General features: G+C 45.8%; 14 protein-coding genes. 8 read left to right on the top strand and 6 right to left on the bottom strand.

Translation table 11 applies throughout. The features are described from left to right. Nucleotides 1-9: 9 nt before the first annotated feature. Complete coding sequence (cydB, locus tag R7E29_RS05090) at nucleotides 10-1,008, top strand: cytochrome d ubiquinol oxidase subunit II (RefSeq protein WP_005374173.1); 999 nt, start codon at nucleotides 10-12, stop codon at nucleotides 1,006-1,008. A 174-nt stretch (nucleotides 1,009-1,182) separates the two neighbouring features. Next, nucleotides 1,183-1,587 carry a hypothetical protein gene (locus tag R7E29_RS05085; protein ID WP_054576187.1) on the top strand — a complete coding sequence of 135 codons (405 nt, stop codon included), beginning with the start codon at nucleotides 1,183-1,185 and terminating at the stop codon, nucleotides 1,585-1,587. 47 nt (nucleotides 1,588-1,634) lie between these two features. On the opposite strand, the gene lhgO is transcribed toward R7E29_RS05085, so the two are convergent. From lhgO to R7E29_RS05070, 3 genes are all read right to left on the bottom strand, one after another. After that, nucleotides 1,635-2,861: an L-2-hydroxyglutarate oxidase gene (gene lhgO, locus R7E29_RS05080; RefSeq protein WP_054576188.1), complete on the bottom strand. Its 1,227-nt coding sequence runs from the start codon at nucleotides 2,859-2,861 to the stop codon at nucleotides 1,635-1,637. A gap of 8 nt (nucleotides 2,862-2,869) precedes the next feature. Then, on the bottom strand, nucleotides 2,870-4,993 hold the full coding sequence (locus tag R7E29_RS05075) for a TRAP transporter permease (protein WP_054576189.1): 2,124 nt from the start codon (nucleotides 4,991-4,993) through the stop codon (nucleotides 2,870-2,872). 88 nt (nucleotides 4,994-5,081) lie between these two features. After that, nucleotides 5,082-6,092, bottom strand: coding sequence for a TAXI family TRAP transporter solute-binding subunit (locus tag R7E29_RS05070; protein ID WP_017635521.1), 1,011 nt, complete (start codon nucleotides 6,090-6,092; stop codon nucleotides 5,082-5,084). Nucleotides 6,093-6,928: 836 nt separating this feature from the next. On the opposite strand from R7E29_RS05070, the gene brnQ reads away from it, so the two are divergent. Next, complete coding sequence (brnQ, locus tag R7E29_RS05065) at nucleotides 6,929-8,239, top strand: branched-chain amino acid transport system II carrier protein (protein WP_054576190.1); 1,311 nt, start codon at nucleotides 6,929-6,931, stop codon at nucleotides 8,237-8,239. A gap of 103 nt (nucleotides 8,240-8,342) precedes the next feature. After that, nucleotides 8,343-9,551 carry a GGDEF domain-containing protein gene (locus R7E29_RS05060; protein WP_054576191.1) on the top strand — a complete coding sequence of 403 codons (1,209 nt, stop codon included), beginning with the start codon at nucleotides 8,343-8,345 and terminating at the stop codon, nucleotides 9,549-9,551. A 43-nt stretch (nucleotides 9,552-9,594) separates the two neighbouring features. Here R7E29_RS05060 and R7E29_RS05055 read toward each other — a convergent pair whose 3' ends face one another. After that, nucleotides 9,595-10,944, bottom strand: coding sequence for a sigma-54-dependent transcriptional regulator (locus R7E29_RS05055; protein WP_017635522.1), 1,350 nt, complete (start codon nucleotides 10,942-10,944; stop codon nucleotides 9,595-9,597). Nucleotides 10,945-11,115: 171 nt separating this feature from the next. Here R7E29_RS05055 and R7E29_RS05050 point away from each other — a divergent pair, with 171 nt between their 5' ends. Together R7E29_RS05050 and R7E29_RS05045 are read left to right on the top strand one after the other, a co-directional pair. Beyond that, nucleotides 11,116-13,176, top strand: coding sequence for a sensor histidine kinase (locus R7E29_RS05050; protein WP_017635523.1), 2,061 nt, complete (start codon nucleotides 11,116-11,118; stop codon nucleotides 13,174-13,176). A gap of 147 nt (nucleotides 13,177-13,323) precedes the next feature. Beyond that, a complete protein-coding gene (locus R7E29_RS05045) occupies nucleotides 13,324-14,715 on the top strand; it encodes a glycoside hydrolase family 1 protein (RefSeq protein WP_017635524.1) in 1,392 nt (463 codons plus the stop codon). A gap of 99 nt (nucleotides 14,716-14,814) precedes the next feature. Here R7E29_RS05045 and R7E29_RS05040 read toward each other — a convergent pair whose 3' ends face one another. Continuing rightward, complete coding sequence (locus R7E29_RS05040; RefSeq protein ID WP_017635525.1) at nucleotides 14,815-16,851, bottom strand: PhoX family protein; 2,037 nt, start codon at nucleotides 16,849-16,851, stop codon at nucleotides 14,815-14,817. A gap of 266 nt (nucleotides 16,852-17,117) precedes the next feature. Here R7E29_RS05040 and R7E29_RS05035 point away from each other — a divergent pair, with 266 nt between their 5' ends. Beyond that, a complete protein-coding gene (locus tag R7E29_RS05035; protein ID WP_005374208.1) occupies nucleotides 17,118-17,456 on the top strand; it encodes a YggL family protein in 339 nt (112 codons plus the stop codon). A gap of 1,368 nt (nucleotides 17,457-18,824) precedes the next feature. Further along, a complete protein-coding gene (locus tag R7E29_RS05030; RefSeq protein ID WP_017635526.1) occupies nucleotides 18,825-19,724 on the top strand; it encodes a LysR family transcriptional regulator in 900 nt (299 codons plus the stop codon). Here the strand turns inward: R7E29_RS05030 and R7E29_RS05025 are convergent. Next, nucleotides 19,692-20,036: a DUF5329 family protein gene (locus tag R7E29_RS05025; protein WP_137282874.1), complete on the bottom strand. Its 345-nt coding sequence runs from the start codon at nucleotides 20,034-20,036 to the stop codon at nucleotides 19,692-19,694. The two genes, R7E29_RS05030 and R7E29_RS05025, sit on opposite strands and share 33 nt — an antisense overlap. Between the last annotated feature and the right edge of the window lie 7 nt (nucleotides 20,037-20,043).

The following is a 20,043-nucleotide window of genomic DNA, read 5'->3' as shown; positions in this document are numbered from 1 at the left end:
AACTAACTCATGGATTACGCATTAATTTGGTACGCTTTGATTGGGCTCGCCGTTCTGATTTATGTTGTGTTAGATGGCTTTGACCTCGGTATTGGTATCCTATTTCTCAGCGCTAATGACGATGAAGAGCGCGACATGATGATGAACAGCATCGCTCCTGTTTGGGATGGGAATGAAACTTGGCTAGTTCTTGGCGGAGGTGGGCTTTTTGCCGTGTTCCCCCTCGCCTACGCGGTCATTATGCCAGCACTCTATGCTCCCCTGATTTTAATGCTGCTCGGATTAATTCTGCGCGGGGTTTCTTTTGAGTATCGCTTCCGAACACAACGCGGAAAGTTTTTATGGGATAGCGCTTTTTTCATTGGTTCACTCACTGCGGCATTGATGCAAGGCATTATGCTCGGAACCCTGCTCCAAGGTATAGAGGTTAGTGAACGAGCATACGCAGGTGGATGGTTTGATTGGCTTTCGCCATTTAGCGTATTTTGTGGCCTGGCGCTTGTTTGTGCTTATATTCTGCTCGGTTCATGCTGGTTATTAATCAAGCTTCCAGAAGAGCTGATGGGGCGCTATTACGTGGTCGCGCGACGATGGGGACTAGCGATGGTAGCCTGTATATTCATCGCCAGTTTGTGGCTGCCATTGAGCCAAAATATCGTCTTTGAACGTTGGTTCTCATTACCAAACTCGCTACTGTTTTTCATATTACCAATTATTGCAGCGGCACTCATTTGGCAGCTATTCAAAGCCTTACTCGACCACAAAGCCGTCCGAGCCTACGTTCTTGCGATCGGCCTGTTTCTTGTGTCCGCGATGGGTTTCGGTGTCAGTACATTCCCTTACTTGGTCCCATTCGCACTCACTTATCAAGACGTCGCCGCGCCAGACAAAAGTTTGGCATTTTTACTTGCCGGTGCGGTGGTATTACTTCCTCTGATCATAGCCTACACGGCTTATTCGTACTGGGTGTTCCGCGGCAAGATGAAACGTGGAGAAGGATATCACTGATGAAACTAAAGCCCATTTTGTGGTTCATTGGCATTTGGCTGGCAAGCGTGGTCGCCTTGTTTATCATCAGTTCGTTGATACGAACTGCGATATTGTAGGCCCAGAGTCGACTGCACCACATCTGAAGCCATTGAGGTCTATACTCAAGCAAGAGTAAAACAACGGAGTGTTTTTATGACCTTAAAGCGGTTTCTGGTAACTTTGATTCCTTTGACGGTTCCACTGTTTTCACCAAATGCATTGGCCGTAGACAAACAGATGTCATCCGCCATGAAAAGTAAAATGCGGTCTATTTGCTCCGCAACAGACGAGCAGGGCCATTGGCAACTTGCTGAAGCAACTCCTGACGCAAGACGCTCACTCAACATGGTGCTTTATCAAATGACTGCCGATGATAAATTGAAAGCAATTCATGAGGTGAGAACGAAAATGGTCGGCGGCACCCATTATGCGTTTGAGTTCGAGTTGCAAGATGGTCAAGTCTGGAATGCAATTGTATTGCACAGTGCCCGAGGCGATTACATGATCGAAAGACACGCAAAGAAAGGCGAACTCTGCCCTAAAGATGGCGACTCCTAATCCCCAGATTCAAATAAAACAAAGGCGACAGTTACGTCGCCTTTGTTTTATACCGTTTTCGCTTCTATCTTCTCATTCACTTTATCGCAAATGTACTCTCCAATAGGCATTGCAGATGTCGCTGCAGGAGAGGGGGCGTTGCAAACGTGTAAGCTTCTTGCGCTCTCGGCAAACAAGAAGTCATGAACCAAGGTTCCGTCGGATAACACTGCTTGCGCACGAATACCCGCAGGATATGGTTTGAGATCTTCTACCTTGATGCTTGGGCAATATTTGTTGACCAACTTGAGATAGCCCGGCTTCCACCACGAGTTCTTAAACTCAGCCAATCCGGTTTTTAGATGCTTTTGTGTCACCTTCCAAAAGCCGGAGAAACTGAGCATTTGCATGGTATCTTGCAAGCTGAAGTTAACCTTGTCATACCCTTCTCGCTTCCAGCCTTGCACCGCGTTTGGACCAACGGTCACACTGCCATCAATCATGCGAGTCAGGTGGACACCTAAGAATGGCAAATCAGGGTCGGGAATTGGGTAAATAAGATGATTCACCACTTGGTCGTGTTTGCTATCTAAGCGGTAGTATTCACCACGATAAGGGATAATTTGGAAATCGGTTGGAATACCCATCATCTTAGTCATACGATCCGCCATCAAGCCGCTGCAAGTGACCAAGAATTTGGCATTGAGCTGCATGGTTTGCCCGTCTGAAATGCAGGTCAATTGAACTTCTTCGTCTTTCTCTTCGGCAGCCACCACTTTGGTTCTCAGGCTGATTTGACCGCCAAGCTTTTTAAACTCTTCCGCCATCTGCTCTGTGACCAAACGATAATCGACAATACTGGTGGTTTTGACATAAATCGCACCCAAGCCTGTGATGTTTGGCTCAGCCAGCTTGAGTTGGACTTCATCGAGTAGCTTTACGTCGATGCCGTTGACATGGCAGCGCTCATAGAGGGCATTCATGCGTTCGACTTCTTGCTCATTGGTCGCAACCAGTAACTTGCCACAGTTCTCCACCGGAATATCGTGCTCGGCACAAAACGAAATGGTTCGCTCTACCCCACGCTTACAAAAATCCGCTTTTAAGCTGCCCGGTGCGTAGTACACCCCGGCATGAATCACGCCGCTATTGTGTCCGGTTTGATGCTTGGCAAAACCGGACTCTTTCTCAACCAATAAAATGGATTTGTCTGGATGACGTTGCTGTAGTTGCCATGCTGTCGACACACCAACGATACCGCCACCAACAATGATGTAGTCATAGACTGATTTCATACGACCTCTTATAAAACCGATAGTTGAGATTGTTGCAATTTGAACTTGCGACCACTGTAAATGAACACCGCGACAAATACCGCACAGCTTGCCACACGAACCAACATTGGGATGTCGTGCCAAACCAGCAATGTACCCACCACTACCAACAAGAGACGCGTCAGAATGTTTAGAGGACCTTCCAAGTAGCCTTCAATCGCACCAATCAATGCATAGGTACCGATGATGGCAAAGAAGCCTACGGTAATTACCGACGTCACATCCCAACTGACCAAACCTGTATAGGCAATAAGTAGCGGTACAAGATACAAACCTTTGGCGATTTTCCACGCCATCAAACCAGTGCGCATCGGTGGTGTTTTGGCGATGGTTGCTGCTGCAAAAGCGGTCAAACACACTGGTGGCGTAACGTTACTGTCTTGCGATAACCAAAAGATGATGAGGTGAGCAGCCAGCAATGCCAAGCCTACCGCTTCCATACCCAAACTTTGCTCTAGTAGGGTTTCCATAAAGTCTGCAGGTACTAACGCCACCATTTCTTTCGCAGTTTCCAACGCCATTGGTGCATTAAGAAGTTCCAACTTTTCTGGCGCCGCCAACATGAAGATGGCTTTTGCTTGTTCTGGCAATTGACCCGACACCATCAATTCAAGCAATTGGTTTTCCGCAATCAACTTGTAAAGCGCAGGGGCAGACAGTGTGCCCAACACAATATACGCCGCTGTAACAGGTAAACCCATACCCAAAACAAGAGAAGCGAGCGCAATCAGAACGATCATGATGAACAAGTCGCCATTCGCCCAACCGTCGATCATCAATGAGAAGGTGTTGCCGATGCCCGTTGTACTGATCACGTTGATCACCAAACCGATACCCACCAGCAATACGGCTGTTGTCGCCATGTTTTTCGCACCTTGCGATAGCGCTTCGATGATCGCTTTTGGTCCCATCTTGTGATCTTTCGAGAACCAAGAAGCCATCACCACAGAAATGATCGACAAGCCAGCAGCGTAAGTTGGCGTAAAGCCTTGAACCAACAAAGTAACCAATACCGCCAGTGGGATAAGATTGTGCCAACCGCTGATCAACACTTTCAGTAGAGATTCATCGCTGGTCGTGATTTTTTGAACGCCGCTGCGTTTGGCTTCGATACGCACAAAGAACGCCACAGACAAGAAATAGATAAGAGCAGGAATGAAAGAAACGGCAATAATATCAACATAAGGAATTTGCGTGTAAGACGCCATGATGAAAGCGCCCGCTCCCATCACTGGTGGCATCAACTGACCACCTGTCGACGCCGCAGCTTCAACGCCCGCAGCAAAGCGCGAAGGGAAACCCGCTTTTTGCATTAAAGGAATACTGATAACACCGGTGGAAACCGTATTTGCCACACTAGAGCCCGATACTGAGCCCATCAAACCGGACCCTATCACTGCGATAAAACCCGGACCACCGATGATTTTACCAGCCGCAGCACGTGCCACATTGATGATGTAATCACCAACACCAGAGCGAACAAGAAACGCACCGAACAGAATGAACATGAATACGAAAGTCCAACTGATGCGTGAGATAGAGCCAAACATGCCCTCAGAAGAATAGAAGCTGCGGTAGAGCAAGGTTTCCATGCTCAAACCCGGGAAGTGGAAAATACCTGTCGCCCACTTACCCCAAAGCACAACGTAGCTTAAACACACCACAATCAACACTGGAATAAACCAGCCCATGGTGCGTCGAATCAGTTCGATAACAATCAAAATTGCCATGATGGCGAAGACCCAATCGCTGGTCACGAACTTCACACCGCGTTCGTAGAGTGCATCTTCGGCATAGGGAATGTAGAGCAAACACGCGACCGCGCCCATGGCAATTAACACATCGATACCGAGTGCAATCTTACTCTGCTTGAGAGAGATATGAGCCGGATACCAAAGCGCACAAATCACCGCAAAGCCAGCAAAGTGGGTCGCGGAAATCCATAACTCTGGTAACGTCGATAAGGTATTAAACCAAATGTGCAAAGCAGACAACACCACGCCAAACACTGTGATTGTGGTGGTTACCCACGGAAAATCAGTGCGCGTGGGCAGCTCAAACTTCTGCAATTCCTTTTCTATTGAGTCGCTCATCTCATACTCCAAGCTCTGGCGGCTTTTTCCATCTTAGAAATCGGTAGGGATAAAATGCCCCGAGCCGAAACTCGGGGCGAAGTTGGCGTTATTTCGCCATTAGGTCTGATGGGATTTCGATGCCCATTTCTTTGTAGTAACGCACCGCACCTGGGTGAAGAGGCACTGGCAAGCCAGCGATCGCTTTCTCAATCGCCATTGCTTTTGTTGCTTTGTGGATGCCTTGTAGGAAAGGCAGGTTCTCGTAGATCGCTTTGGTTAGCTGGTAAACGTCTTCTTCCGAGATATCTTCACGAACTGCCAAGAAGTTAGGCTGTGCAATGGTGGTGATCGGCTTATCTAGACCCGGGTACGTGTTCGCTGGGATCTCGTACTTCGTCCATAGGTTGTAATTGCCGTTCGCCTCTTTGATTTGTTCGTCAGTAAACGAAAGAATCGAAATGTCTTTACCCAACGCAGCAAAAGCTTGAGTGACCGCACCAACAGGTACACCCGCAGGCGTGTTCATGCCGTCAATGGTGCCGTTTTGAAGTGCGCTCGCACTGCCGCCGTAACCCATGTAAGCAAGATTGAATTTATCAGGGTCGACCTTCAGACCTTTCATGATTTGGCGACCAGAGTTCTCAGTACCTGAGTTCTTCTTACCGATAGAGAACTTCTTGCCATCTAGGTTGTTCAGATCAGTCACTGTGCCCGTTTTTGCTAGGTCAGAGCGAACAATAAAGTGCTCAACGTTTTGCCACAGCATAGAGACTGAACGCAGCTGCTCTTGGCGACCGCTCTTCTCATAAGGACCTTCGCCAGACCAAGCCCATGCACCGTAAAGACCTTGCAGAATCGCGAACTGTGCTTCGTTTTCGTTCAGCAGTTTGACGTTTTCACCAGAGCCCGCAGAGCTGATTGCAGAAAGGGAGAAGTGGTGCTTTGGTGCCAATTTCACTTTGCTTAACGTCGCCAACGCTACGCCCACAGGGTAGTAAGTACCACCTGTCGATGCCGTTGCAAGAATGTAGCTACGATCTTCTGCCGCAGCGTTAGCAGCAATACCAAAAGAAGTCACAGCGACAGCCAAAGCTTTTACCAGCTTATTCATTTTCATTATTACTCTCCGTGTAGTCGTTTCACGATTGGGGATTTACATCATGTTAAACCTTTATTAACAACACATTCCCTAGAGCAATTGAAATGCCAACTTTTAACCCTTTGTATTTATTGAACTAAGTACTGAAAGACATCAAAAATGAGCAAAATCATGCTGATTTGATAGCAAAGTAATGAGCAAGATCTTGCTCATTGAAGAGAAGAAGGTTACACGCCTAGATCGCAAAAGGTTAATAAAATGTGATCAAGACAAAATAAATGCACGATTCACTAATAAGCAATATTTTGCCGATGCAATTTTGGATTGAATTGCAACTAATGAGCGTCTTAACAATAAGAAGAAAAAGCGCATCATTCTAAACTGCTCACTTTATCAGCGGAGGTTTATAGCCTAAACGACTACAAATAGCACAAAAATACAGCAAAACAAGCCATGTTAAAGAAATGAAAAGTCATTTATTCTAATTTTGAATTTAAAAAGCAGCTCGATCCACCAGTTCAGAAATAAACACTGACCGTATCAACTTATTTTCTACTTCGGGGTTGTGCCAATGGCCCTATGTTCGTTAGTGTAACAACACGCCAAGGCAAACGTATTCCTTGGTATTTTTTCGTCTTTAAGGATCACCCATGTCAGCAACTGCGCAATTACAATTCGCTTTAAAACGCCCATCTGGCGTTGCTGCTGCGATCCTCCTGCTCTCTCTGAAACTGATTCAGAGCTGACAGGCTATATCTAAACTTTCTGTCAGCTTGAGAAGAAGCTGACGGGAACACCACATACTCCTCCCATTCCTTTCAGTTTCTTCCAAGCGAAACATAAGAGGAATAACAATGTTAAGCGCACGCAATATCGCCGCTTTGGGCTTCATGACTTTCGCCATGTACTTAGGCGCGGGTAACCTGATCTTCCCTCCATTTTTGGGTTACCAAGCAGGTGAAAACTTTCTGAGCGGGATGTCTGGCTTCCTCTTGACGGGTGTAGGTCTGCCTGCGATGGCACTGGTGATGGTGGCTATCGTAAACGGTTCAGACAAATTAACCGCTGCCCTACCTAAACCTTTGGCGACCAGTTTTTGGGTGATGGTGTTTATTGTGATTGGCCCTGCGTTCGTGATTCCACGTGCGATTACCGTGGCTTACCAATTCAGCTTTGCACCAATGTTTGGTGATGCCGCTTTGGTACCTTTCACAATTGCTTTCTGTGTTATCACCATTTTGTTTGCGCTATACCCGGGCAAATTAGTCGACAACCTAGGTAAGATCTTAACGCCTGCCTTGATGGGTATCTTGATCATCATGTCTGTGACGGCTTTGATTTCTCCTGCTGGTGAGCTAACTGCCGCAACGGGACCATACGTATCTGGCGCATTTGCTGAAGGCTTGACCCAAGGCTACATGACCATGGATGCATTAGGTTCTATCGGTTTTGGCTGGATTATCTTCCGCGCGATTCGCAGCATGGGTGTGGATTGTCCGAAAGCCACTGCAAAATACACACTAATTGCTGCTTTGATGTACGCGGTTGCCATGGCATTTGTTTACATCTCATTGGCTTACATTGGCTCGACGAGCTCATACTTGGGTTCTGAATTCAGTAACGGTGGCGACATTTTAACGGCATTCACCTTCAGCCACTTCGGCGCATTTGGTTCACTATTACTTGGTGCCGTGATGGTATTGGCGTGTTTGACTACTGCTATCGGCGTAACCACCGCAGGCAGTGAGTTCTACGACAACACTTTCAGCAAAGTGAACTACAAAGGCTGCGTTGTCACGACTATGGTATTGGCAGGTTTAATCGCTAACGTAGGTCTAGAGCAACTATTGTCTATCACATTGCCAGCGGTTGTGGCGCTTCACCCAGTAGCGATTGCATTGATGATCATGGCACCAGTGCGTAACAAGATGTCGCAAATCATGGTGGTCGCGACGGCGTTCACTGCTCTAACGTTTGGTTGTGTTGATGCGCTGCACATCCTAGGTTACATGCCAGATTCCACCGATGAGTGGATGGGTAATTACATGCCTCTGTACAATGACTTTGCTAGCTGGATTATGCCTAGCGTATTTATGATGATTGTTGGTCTGCTGTTTACGACGAAAACCAACCAAACCGAACAATTCGAGCTGGTGAATGAATAGACATTTAACATAAGACATCGCTCAATAAGTGAGTTACTATGTAGCTCGCTTATTGATATCAGGCAAAGGAGTTGCCTGAATGAAAGATTGATATGGGTCGCCTATGGATAATCAGTATCTAGACATCAGAACACTGAACTTTATCGTTATTCTGTTCTCTTGCATTTACTCTATTAGTCTGCTTTGTTATCAATACACTCAGGGTAGAGTCAAAGGCTTAAAAACCTTCTCGATATCACTACTGTTCATTGGTTTAGGCCCTTTTTTACTTGGCTTTAGAGGCTCTGCGCCAGACTGGCTGACCATCGTCATAGCCAACACTCTCATATTAGTCGGCTTCTTGCTTACGCTATATAGCGTAAGCATTTTTCGTCAATACCCTTTAAAATTGGCTCACTGTCTCACCTTGTTAACACCTGTTTTCAGTGGTTCATTTTACTATTTCACCTTCCATGATCCTTCTATCAAAAGCCGTATTATTTATCTGAGCATGTATATTTGTATCGTCACCTTCTTTAGTGGTGTCGCTATGCTTAAAGGTACCCAAAAGGACTTAAAGCTCCCTGTTAAAGCAATGGCTTACTCTTTCTTTGGATTTAGTTTTTTTATGGGATTTAGGGCGCTTTGGAGTACTTTTTCAGGTGAGTTACCAAGCTTTATGGTCGCAGGCCTTATCCATCAGCTGACTTTCTTATTTAGCATCTGCCTGATCGTTGCTTTGAGCTTTAGTATGCTGTGGTTAATTAACGGACGCTTGGTGCAATCCATTAATGATCTCTCTCATTTAGATGCACTCACAGGGCTATATAATCGTCGAGCCATGGAAGAAATCGTTCCAAACTTGGTTAATAAAGCACATAAAAAAAGCCAAGCAATCAGCATTATTATGACTGATGTAGACAAGTTCAAAGCGATTAATGATCACTATGGTCACACGGTTGGCGACTCCGTCATGGCAACGATCTCCACTATTTTTAAAAAGCATCTTCCTGAGTCAGCCTGCATTGTGCGATTTGGTGGTGACGAGTTCATGATTGTTTTGCTCGAAAAAGCACAGCAAGCCAAAATTTTCGCAGAGCAAATTCGCCTTGCGGTCGAAACTGAAACCGCTTTGCAATCATTTAAAACTGAAGTGACCATGAGCTTTGGTATCAGTCAGTTATCTGAGGGGCAATCACTTCAAGAGGCGCTTGCTGAAGCAGACGAAGCGCTATATAGCTCTAAACATACTGGAAGGAACCTCGTTACCTTGTTTGGAGAAGGGAAAGACCTAAATTATAAGTTTGTCCCAGCTCCAGCCAAAAGCGCATAACGTGTTTGTTATGCCAATGATTTTACATTAGCTAGAAATCGCACTAAGTATAGTCGGAGCGATTCAAACCAAACTTCTGCATCTTTTGGTTAAGGGTTCGACGTGGTAAATCCAACTCCTGCATCACCTCATTGATGCGTCCATGATGCCTGACTAAAGAATCATGTAGCACCTTACGTTCAAAGTTATGTAGCTGAATCGCCAACGGCACGCCCGCATGCGTCTCTTCGGTTGTTGAGGATGGTCGACTGGAGAGAATTTCCATCACGGAGACGGTTTCATCCAATGCAAAACGCATCGCTACATTCCTAAGCTCACGTACGTTACCGGGCCAAGAGTAAGCAAGAATGGCCTTTCTATCGGCTTCACTCAGCGGACGACTCTCAGGATTACTTTTCAGAGCAAAGTGTTCGAACAAGATCAACGCATCTTCTTCTCGCTCACGTAGCGGTGGCAAATAGATCTGCGCCACATTAAGACGATAGTACAAATCCTGACGAAACTCGTCATGATCATTGAGATCTTCTTTCGCGGCGGCGATCACTCTTAAATCAACCGAGATCTGTTGGTTACCCCCAACGCGCTCAACCGTATGTTCCTGTAATGAACGCAACACTTTCACCTGCATCGACAGCGGCATACTCTCGATTTCATCAAAGAATAAAGTGCCTTTATCCGCGTATTCCAACTTACCAATGCGCTTTTTACCCGCTCCGGTAAATGCCCCTGCTTCATGCCCAAACAGCTCACTTTCAAACAGATTCTCAGGAATTGCACCACAGTTGATTGGCACAAAATGATGGGTTCTGCGTTGGCTTTCATTGTGCAAACTGGTCGCTACCAGCTCTTTACCACAACCTGTCTCACCGTAAATGATCACGTTGGTATCAATGCGTGCTAACTTGGCTACTTGTTCTCTAAGCTGTTGCATCACTCGGCTTCGCCCAATCAACACCTCTTCTAAGCCGCTAACGCTAGATAGGTACTCTTGGCGATCTTGAGTAGACGTTTGTGCGCGATAACTCTCGACCGCTTCGGTCACTCGTTGGGATAAACGCTCTGGCTGAAAAGGTTTCTCGATAAAATCGAATGCACCTTTTTGTAATGCGCCTACCGCCATATCGACGTCACCATGTCCGGTGATCAAGATAACTGGCGTTGGGATGTGATTAGCAATCAGGCTTTCTAGTATCGACAAGCCGTCGGTGTCCGGCAGGCGAACATCACTGACAATCGCATCAAATTCTTGGCTAAGAATGGCCGCTTTCCCCTCTTCTCCTAAACTGAATGCGGTCACGTCGAACCCCGCCAGTTGCAGCCACTGACTGGTAGCCTGACGAACAATGTCATCGTCTTCGATAAGTGCAATTTTAGGGGTGTCGTCAAAAGCCATGAGTTACTACCGTAGGTGGAATAGAAATCGCTCTTTGCTAACGGTAGCAAAAACCACTGAGGAGAAAAGGAGCTAGATCTCACTTCTTGCTTACAAGTCTTTAACATCCAACCAGTTAGGCGCACTCTTTAATGACTCTCGGTGAGAACGCACTAGCTGAACGGAGTCAGTATGCAGCGCAAAAGGAATGGCAAAACTTGGCTTGTGGTCGTAATTGCAGCAGTGCTGATGTTGTCTTGTTATAGCGCCAGCAGAGAGGTTGCTCGTCAATGGTTGAGCGTACAAACTCAAACCGAAGCTCAACAAAAACTGCTCGACTATATCGGTGAAGTTCGCCGTGCACTCAAACGTTTCTACCACTTACCTTACCTCGTCACCAATAACCCAGAAACCATCGCTTTTGTGAAAGGGAATCTGACTTATTACGAACCGTTGCAAACCCAACTGACTCAACTAGATAAAGCCGCCAATACGGAAGGTTGGCTAATCCTGTCTAACTCTGGCGAAGTATTGGTCTCGAGTTTAATCGAAGAGCGCTTTAGCTTGTCTGACCGAAAAGCCATTGTGGAACAAATTCATAACCAAGGCGGCGGTGTTTCCTTGGTGAACAAAACCAAAGGTTCGAGCCCGTTGTATTACCTTGCAGCTCCTATCTACGACGGTCTGGATATCGCAGGCATTGTGGTGGTGCAGATCAACCTCAGCTTGTTGACCGAACAGACCATTACTAGCCAAGACATCATTACGTTGCAAAATCGCCAGCAACGCTTTTTCCTATCAAGCAGCTCGCTTTATAACGCAGACTGGTTTAACGAACCGAGCAACACCGTTCAGTTAGAAACGCAGCGCTTATACGACAACACCAATATCAGTGTGTGGACGCTCAATCAGCAACGCTATTTTGCGCACACCGTTAAATTGGATGATTTGAATTGGTACGTCAGCTACCTCACCCCTTCTAAGCCGATTCAACAAACCATCAACGTGATTGGTTGGAGCGTAGCGGCGCTGCTCTTGTTGGTTGTATTACTCGTCATCATTGGTCTACAACGTCGACAAAAGCACATCAATCAACAACGAATTCAAGCCCTGTTGGAAGAGTCTCAACGCCGCTTGAAACAGATGATCAATAAAACCCACGTTGGTTTGCTATTGATTGATGAACAAGGGCAACTGTTCGATCTCAACCCAATGGCGAAGCGTTTGTTCTGTTTACCAGAAAGCGTCAATCGACATGCTTTTGCTTGGGAGTTATTCGACGCAGGCAATCCCAATTCCACCACACTTAAGTTGCTCAAGGATTTACCTAAACATAAAGAGCTCGCAGAGATCAGCACGGTCGAAACCATTGCCAGACGCAGTGACGGAAGCGTCTTCCCTGTCTTGTTCTCGCTAACCAGTTTCCCTTGGCATGGCGAGCAGTATTTCCTTGCGACGATCATCGACATCAGCAAGCGGAAAAAAGCCGAGCAATCACTGCAACAGGTCAACCAAGAACTGGCGCAGCGGGTAGAAGAGCGTACTCAAGCGCTAAAAGAAGCACAAAGCCAATTAATTGAATCGAGCAAAATGGCCGCTTTGGGTCGCATGTCGAGCGCGATCACTCATGAGCTCAATCAGCCACTGACGGGCTTGCGCACCCTGCTCACCACGAACGAGCTACTAGCGGAACGCGGTGAAACCGAGATGATGAAAGCCAACAACGTATTGGTGCAGAAGCTGATTGATCGCATGGCAAGCATGACCAGTCAGTTAAAGACGTTCGCCTACAACAAACCAGAAAGCCTACAGGCGATTTCTCTTACCTCCGCACTCGAAGAGACCTTACGCGTTTATCAATCCCAATTAGACAAGGTGGATGTGCGTGTGCGCGTTCCTCATGATTTACCTAATATCATGGGTGAAGAACAACGACTGCTTCAGGTGCTCGGTAATCTTGTCTCGAATGCGCTAGACGCAATGAACAATACCACCAACCCGCAGCTCAGCTTGATCGTCAACCCAACCAGCAATCAGGTCGAACTGATCATCAGTGATAATGGCTGCGGCGTGTCGGATGAGATGCTTGAATCCATGTTCGAACCCTTCCAAACCTCAAAGAAAATTGGTGAAGGATTGGGGCTGGGTTTAGCGATTACGGCCAACAATATGCGTGATATGAACGGACAAATTACTGTGCATAAGAATGAACAAAATGGGCTGACTTTCACTTTATTGTTCAAATCAGCCTAAGGTGATATTGATTACAAAATCATCATTAGAACTAGGCATCCCCGCTGTTTGAGAAAAACACGATCTCGATACAAGAATCCCTCCTTGACCTACACTATTCTCAAGCAAATAAGACGAATAACTTCCGAACGATAAAGAGTGAGAAACATGATTAAGTTTCCTGAACATTTTCTTTGGGGCGGTGCCATTGCTGCAAACCAAGTAGAAGGGGCGTACAACCTTGGGGGTAAAGGGTTATCGACATCAGACATGCTGCCAAACGGTATTTTGAGTCCGCATCAAACCCGTGAAGAGCGTACACCGGGTATCAAAGACGTGGCGATCGACTTCTACAATCGCTACCCAGAAGACATCGCGCTGTTCAAAGAGATGGGCTTTAACTGTCTGCGTCTCTCTTTGGCATGGAGCCGCATCTTCCCGAACGGGGACGAACTAGAACCTAACGAAGAAGGTTTGGCGTTCTACGATAAAATTTTTGACGAACTTGCCGAGCACAACATCCAACCTTTCGTGACATTATCTCACTACGAAATGCCTTACGCACTGGTCGAGAACTACGGTGGTTGGGGCGATCGTCGCGTCATCGAATTCTTCGAACGTTATGCTCGCACCGTGCTGGAACGCTACAAAGACAAAGTGAAGCTGTGGTTAACGTTCAACGAAATCAACATGTCTCTACACGCACCATTTACTGGTGTTGGTTTGCAAGAAGACGCCAGTGAACAAGAGATTTACCAAGCGATTCACCACCAACTAGTCGCCAACGCAAAAGCGGTAAAACTGTGTCAGCAAATCGTACCAAACGGCAAGATTGGTAACATGCTGCTTGGCGCAATCAACTACCCATATACCTGTAACCCTGATGACGTGCTTGCTGCAATGCATGAAAACAACAAGTGGTTGTTCTTCGGTGATGTGCAAACACGTGGTCAGTACCCTGGCTACATGAAGCGTTACTTCCGCGAAAACGGCATTGAAATTCAGATGGAAGCAGGCGACTTAGAAGAAATTGCGTCTGCGAGTGTCGACTTCATCTCATTCAGCTACTACGCAAGTGGCTGTGCTAGCGCGGATCCGAAACAGAAAGAAGTGGGTAACATCGTCGATAGCGTACCAAACCCATATCTTGAAAAGAGCCAATGGGGCTGGCTGATCGATCCAAAAGGTCTTCGCGTTCTGCTGAACTTCCTTCACGATCGCTACCAAAAGCCACTGTTCGTCGTAGAAAATAGCTTAGGCGCGCGTGATGAAATCGATGAAAACGGTGAGATTCAGGATGATTACCGCATCGCTTACTTGAACGACCACCTTGTGCAAGCACACGAAGCGATTCTTGATGGCGTTGAGCTGATGGGCTTCACCAGTTGGGGACCAATCGATTTGGTCGCGAACTCAACCGCTGAGATGAGCAAACGTTACGGCTTTATCTATGTCGATCGTCATGATGATGGGCAAGGAACGCTAGAACGTAAACGCAAGAAAAGCTTTTTCTGGTATCAAGACGTGATTCGTACTTCAGGCGGTTCATTGAAAAGATAAGCCTGTTGTCTAGGTATAAAGTGCAACTAGGCATTCGCCTAAACCATCAAGCCCTGCAATTGCAGGGCTTGAATTTTAAGGTGTTTATTCATTTAGAGATTAAACTGCAATCTCTCCACCGTCTTCACGGCGAATAACCACTGTCGCCGCTCGTGGGCGCACAGAAACACCAGCAGGTGTTTCTTCGGCTGCATCTTCACTGTATGGCCAGTTACCTGGGTGCTGAATATTCACAAACAATGATTTGTAATCAGGGCTGATGGTAAAGCCTGTTACTTCACAACCATTTGGTCCGACAAAGAAGCGTTTCAATTCAGCTTGATTATCCGCACCAATCACAGCTTGATCACCATTCTCATCTGTTAGCTTAGATGGCACAACAGCCAACATTTGATCATTGGTGTAAGACGTGACTTCATCTGCGCCGTTGTCCGTTTGAATCCACAAAATACCACGGCCATCAAACGCTAATCCGTCTGGGCTCGCAAACTGGTTTAACTCATTCAAGCCAGAACGGTTGGTATCTGCATCACCATTTGCTGGCGAACCAAACACAAAGATATCCCAAGTAAAGTCAGTTGCTGAAGCACCTTCATCCCAACGAATAACATGACCAAACTTATTATTTAAACGTGGATTCGCAGGATTGGTTTCATCTGTACGGCGCGTATTGTTCGTCAATGTTAAATATACTGAACCCGTGAATGGATCAACCGTACACCACTCTGGTCGATCCATTGGTGTTGCCCCAACTAAATCCGCCGCACCCGCAGTATTGATGATAATTTCAGCCAGTGAATCAAAGTGATCCGCTAATGTACCACCAGCGGTTGTTACGCTATCAAGCGTTAATGGTAACCAAGTACCTGTGCTGTCTTCATTGAAGCGCGCCACATACAGTGTGCCTTCGTCCATGTACTTGTCACCCATCGCCAAGCGGTTATCAGGGTTAGCATCTGCTGGATCCCACGCTGCCGCAGATTCAAATTTGTATAGGTATTCAAAGCGAGAATCGTGACCAGAATAAAATACCACTGGTTTGCCTTCTTCAAGCTTACCGAAAGTACAGCCCTCGTGACGGAAACGACCTAGCGCAGTACGTTTCTTCGCACGTGAGTTTTGCGTGTAAGGGTCAATCTCGACAATGTAACCGTGACCATTGGCTTCATTACGGTAATCATCCATCGCACTTGCTCCTGTTGGAGCCACATTAAAGCGAGAGAACTCATCAAGACGCTCTTCTGCATTTCCTGCTAATGTCTCCCATAGGTAACGAGTGCTTTGGTCATCGACACCAATGCGATCTTGCTCTTCTGTACGAGTCCCGGCGTTAACAAAGTAACCTGGCCAGTTCTCTTCACACGTTAAGTACGTGCCCCACGGCGTGTAGCCGTTGCCACAGTTGTTTAACGTACCACGCGCTTGGCTGCCATCTGGTGAGAAACGAGTGACAGTTAAAGATGTGTGGGCTACCGGGCCAGACAAATCCATGACTGTCGCACCAGTATAACGACGGTTTAGTGGGTCGGTATCAACCAACTTCCACATGTTGTCTTCCAGTTGAATGCGAACCACTGATACACCGTGCGCGTTAATCTCTTTGCGCACTTCATCTACAATGGTACGTACGCCATTTTCAACCGTCGGACCGTTTGGATGCAGTGCTGATGTGTCGATGTACTCGTGGTTAATACATAGCAAGCCATCTGTAGTGCTATCGTTCAATGGGAAAAAATGCATGCCGTCATGGTGCATGCCTAGCGCATTTAACTGATCGGTACTGGTGTTGGTACCATCATTTTGCCATGCGCTGCCTTGTGCATTAAGTGGTGTTCCCCAAGGTACTAGTACTTGTGCGGTGTAGCCTTGTGGAATTGAAACTGCGTCAGTGAGTGAGCCAGGGATAGATTCAAAGTTAAGAACGGCTTTAGATGCGCCCGAACCACTGCTTACTGTACTCCCTGAGTCAGACGAGTTACAACCAGCCAATCCGAAAGCACCAAACGCTGTCATCGCACTGATACCTAAACCACCTTTCAGAATGCTGCGTCGAGATAGGCTCGCTTCTAATACTTCTTCAAATGGTTTGTTTTCACTTTGGTTATAACGCGTCGCGTCAAAGGTTTCCTTGCTCATTTTTACTTTCCCGATCTTATAGTTTAATTAATAAATAAGTGATTAGTTGAACGGCAAGAAGTTTGGATAAGAAAAATGACAAAAGTGCTTAAAACATATGAAACTTGTGTTTCAACAATACTGCAAACCAACCAACACAGCTAACGAAGCAATTAAATTCTGGTTACATAATCACCAACTGTATCGCTTCATTCTGATTTTACTTGGGCTAAAGTGTGATAGAAGGTATAAGGTGTACGAAATCAAATCATCTACGAGAGATAATCATGAAATTAGACAAGATCGATAACAAGAGCCGTCGTATCCGTAAAAAGCTGTTCTTAGGTGAGTTCGCAATCCTAGGTTTCGAGATCAGCTGTGAAACAGACATTAACGACTTCGACCGTTACGATGCATTCGTTGATGACTTTATCGACTACATTGACGAGCTTGGTCTTTGCTTCGGTGGCGGTGGTCTAGAACTGTTTGAAGGCTTCCTATGTTCTACTGACCGTTACGGCAGTGCGACTGAAGAACAGAAAGCGCAAGTTATCAAATGGTTAGAAGCACGCCCAGAAGTGAAAAGCGCGCAAGCGGGCGAACTAGTTGACGCCAACTACCTGTAACTAAAGGGCAACCTGTAATACGCAGAGCTCAGTAAATGGTAGAGAAAGCTGGTCTTAAGACTGGCTTTTTTATTTTTGGAAGAATGCGATATTAAAAATAGGGTGCTTGGGAAGTTGCGCGGAGTGATTGTGGCGTTTTTGAGCTGGCAATCAACGGGAAACTGCGTTCCACAGCCAGCTCGTGCCTTTAGGTATAATTAACTATGATTTTTTAGCTGGGGCGTCTTTCGTGTCTTTCCAGTATTGAATACGCACACGATGTAGCTGAGCTCTTCTAGTCTTTTTCATAGTAAAGTCCCTCATCTTATATAAGTAACGCTCCTCATGGAGCTTATTGTCTAAGGTCGTATCCCCTTCAATCTATAAGGGAATCAATCATTTAACCGTGACCAATTTCACAACATAATGATAATTACCGGTTTCTTGCAGCATGTTTTTACTGGCAAACGGCATATTATCTATCTGACACGGTTAACTTACTCACCAGATATGACAGAAAAATGGCAATCAAGTTCCCTACTTATACTGTCATTGAATCTTAATAAGGATTAACAAGGTGGGCATTTCAGATTTACCATACTGTTTATAAAAACCGCAAGAATTTTTATTTCTTTTCAAACAAATCTCTACTCAAGATCAATTCACTTTCATCTTTATCGTCTCCCTTTTAACGCATTGTGATCCAGTTCAATCCACAGAACTCGGAACAAAAAGCGCACATTAATACATTCACCACCAAACTTGTGCGAGATCTCTTACAAGAGTTGTAAGCAAATAGATTAATCACCTCTAAGAGCAATGCCAGAAAAAACATTAAATATATGATTTAAAAGTAATATTTAAATTCACTTAAAATAATAAGTAAAAATAATTTAGAAAAGTTAATTGAGTCAAATCAGCAAAACATCAATACTCAATTTGTCGACAGGATGTTGGCGGGAACAGGAAAAAAGCCTAAAGGATTGGGTATCTTCAGGATGAAGATTTGATAACTTAGGATGAGTTGTCAGCAAGGATGTAGTTAAGCTCTAGGATAGAGTTGTCAGCAAGGATGTAGTTAAGCTCTAGGATAGAGTTCGCCCGTCAGGATGATAGGCAAGAATGGACACCGCTAGGAAGGCGATGAACAAGGAACTCGGTTAAAGGACTTAGCCACAATCAAGGATAGATGCAGGGAGCACCTATTAGTAGCTGGATTGCTGCGAAAAAGAATAAGCCCCGTCTGGGAAACCAGGCGGGGTTTTATTTTGTCTGTAATGTATTGATAACGATTCATCTTTTATCGTTTAAGTCTTCTCTGTTTTCATAAAACACCGTGCTATCATTTTCTTTACGTCTCCCAACAAAGCTCTCAGAAAATCACACACTATGCTTAATCCTGTTTGGTTACATACATTTAAGACATTGATTGAAGTCGGTCATTTTACGCAAACGGCAGAAAAACTTTTTATGACTCAGCCTGGCGTCAGCCAACACATCAAAAAATTAGAGCAAAGCTGTCAGCATGCCTTGATCAAGCGCGAAAACAAAAGCTTCGAATTAACCGAGCAAGGCAGGATTGTCTACGCATATGCGCTCGAGTTAGAAGATAGAGAGAAGAAGCTGCTCGAAGAGCTCAGTTTTGATGATGCGTTTTCAGGCCACTGTAAACTGGCTTGTTCTGGTGCAATGGCGTTAATGTTGTATGGGCCCATTTTGGAGAAGCAAAAACAGCACCCGAGCTTATCGTTACATTTAGAAGCCGCGCCAAATCAATCTATTCTCAACGCCATAACGCAAGGGCACATCGATATTGGTATCGTGACTGATGTTCCCAACAAAGGTCTGTTTCACAGTGAGCGAATTGGTAAAGAGAGGTTGTGCTTGGTTCTGCCAAAGCATTATCAAAATAAGCAGATAACGCCACAACTCTTGCATGACTGTGGTGTCATTAGCCACCCTGATGCCGAGCATTACATGACGCTGTTTTTTGACCAATGTGAAGAACCACAGCTCCAAGAAATTAAGATGAGCGATTTACCATTATCCGGCTACGTAAATCAATTGAGCCAAATTTTGCTGCCTGTCAGCAAAGGACTTGGCTTCACCGTGCTGCCTCAAAGTGCGGTCGACAATTTTCCACTAAAAGACACGTTATACATTGCTCAACTGAAAAACACTGTATGTGAAGAGCTATTTCTGGTTCGTAAGCGCAGTCGTGCTCTACCTCTGCGCTATCAGACCATCAAAGAAGTGTTATTGGATGTGATCGGTGGTGCGCATCAATGATGTTAGCCACTCTTCGCTGGTAATGCGTTCCTCTTGGCAATCCACCCAATATGGTTTGCTAGATAACCAACTTTTCGACGCAACTTCTTTTATAAACACATCCACGGAATCAACGTCATCTTTGGCGTAATCCCATTTATTGCGCATGTGTTCTGCCGCTTCTTGATTAGTGTACGCCTTGCCGTTGCGGATAAAGGTGCAAGAGGATTGCTCAACTCGTTTTATCAACGTCGAGATATCTTGCTCTACCCCTGCTAGTGCAAAGGTCGGCAGAATGCTTAATGTAAGTAACAACGTCCACTTTGCTTTCATCGCACCT

Origin of the sequence: Vibrio sp. Vb1729, from assembly GCF_033338655.1 — a bacterium.
Taxonomy (GTDB): domain Bacteria; phylum Pseudomonadota; class Gammaproteobacteria; order Enterobacterales; family Vibrionaceae; genus Vibrio; species Vibrio alginolyticus.
Note: the sequence above shows the minus strand (reverse complement) of the source record. Positions and strands in the feature narration are given on the sequence as shown.

Coding starts and splice junctions, on each gene's coding strand:
- cydB (WP_005374173.1), top strand. CDS start 10: ATGGATTACGCATTAATTTGGTACGCTTTGATTGGGCTCGCCGTTCTG.
- R7E29_RS05030 (WP_017635526.1), top strand. CDS start 18,825: ATGCTTAATCCTGTTTGGTTACATACATTTAAGACATTGATTGAAGTC.
- R7E29_RS05035 (WP_005374208.1), top strand. CDS start 17,118: ATGAAATTAGACAAGATCGATAACAAGAGCCGTCGTATCCGTAAAAAG.
- brnQ (WP_054576190.1), top strand. CDS start 6,929: ATGTTAAGCGCACGCAATATCGCCGCTTTGGGCTTCATGACTTTCGCC.
- R7E29_RS05075 (WP_054576189.1), bottom strand. CDS start 4,993: ATGAGCGACTCAATAGAAAAGGAATTGCAGAAGTTTGAGCTGCCCACG.
- R7E29_RS05055 (WP_017635522.1), bottom strand. CDS start 10,944: ATGGCTTTTGACGACACCCCTAAAATTGCACTTATCGAAGACGATGAC.
- R7E29_RS05070 (WP_017635521.1), bottom strand. CDS start 6,092: ATGAAAATGAATAAGCTGGTAAAAGCTTTGGCTGTCGCTGTGACTTCT.
- R7E29_RS05085 (WP_054576187.1), top strand. CDS start 1,183: ATGACCTTAAAGCGGTTTCTGGTAACTTTGATTCCTTTGACGGTTCCA.
- R7E29_RS05050 (WP_017635523.1), top strand. CDS start 11,116: ATGCAGCGCAAAAGGAATGGCAAAACTTGGCTTGTGGTCGTAATTGCA.
- R7E29_RS05040 (WP_017635525.1), bottom strand. CDS start 16,851: ATGAGCAAGGAAACCTTTGACGCGACGCGTTATAACCAAAGTGAAAAC.
- R7E29_RS05045 (WP_017635524.1), top strand. CDS start 13,324: ATGATTAAGTTTCCTGAACATTTTCTTTGGGGCGGTGCCATTGCTGCA.
- R7E29_RS05060 (WP_054576191.1), top strand. CDS start 8,343: ATGGATAATCAGTATCTAGACATCAGAACACTGAACTTTATCGTTATT.
- lhgO (WP_054576188.1), bottom strand. CDS start 2,861: ATGAAATCAGTCTATGACTACATCATTGTTGGTGGCGGTATCGTTGGT.
- R7E29_RS05025 (WP_137282874.1), bottom strand. CDS start 20,036: ATGAAAGCAAAGTGGACGTTGTTACTTACATTAAGCATTCTGCCGACC.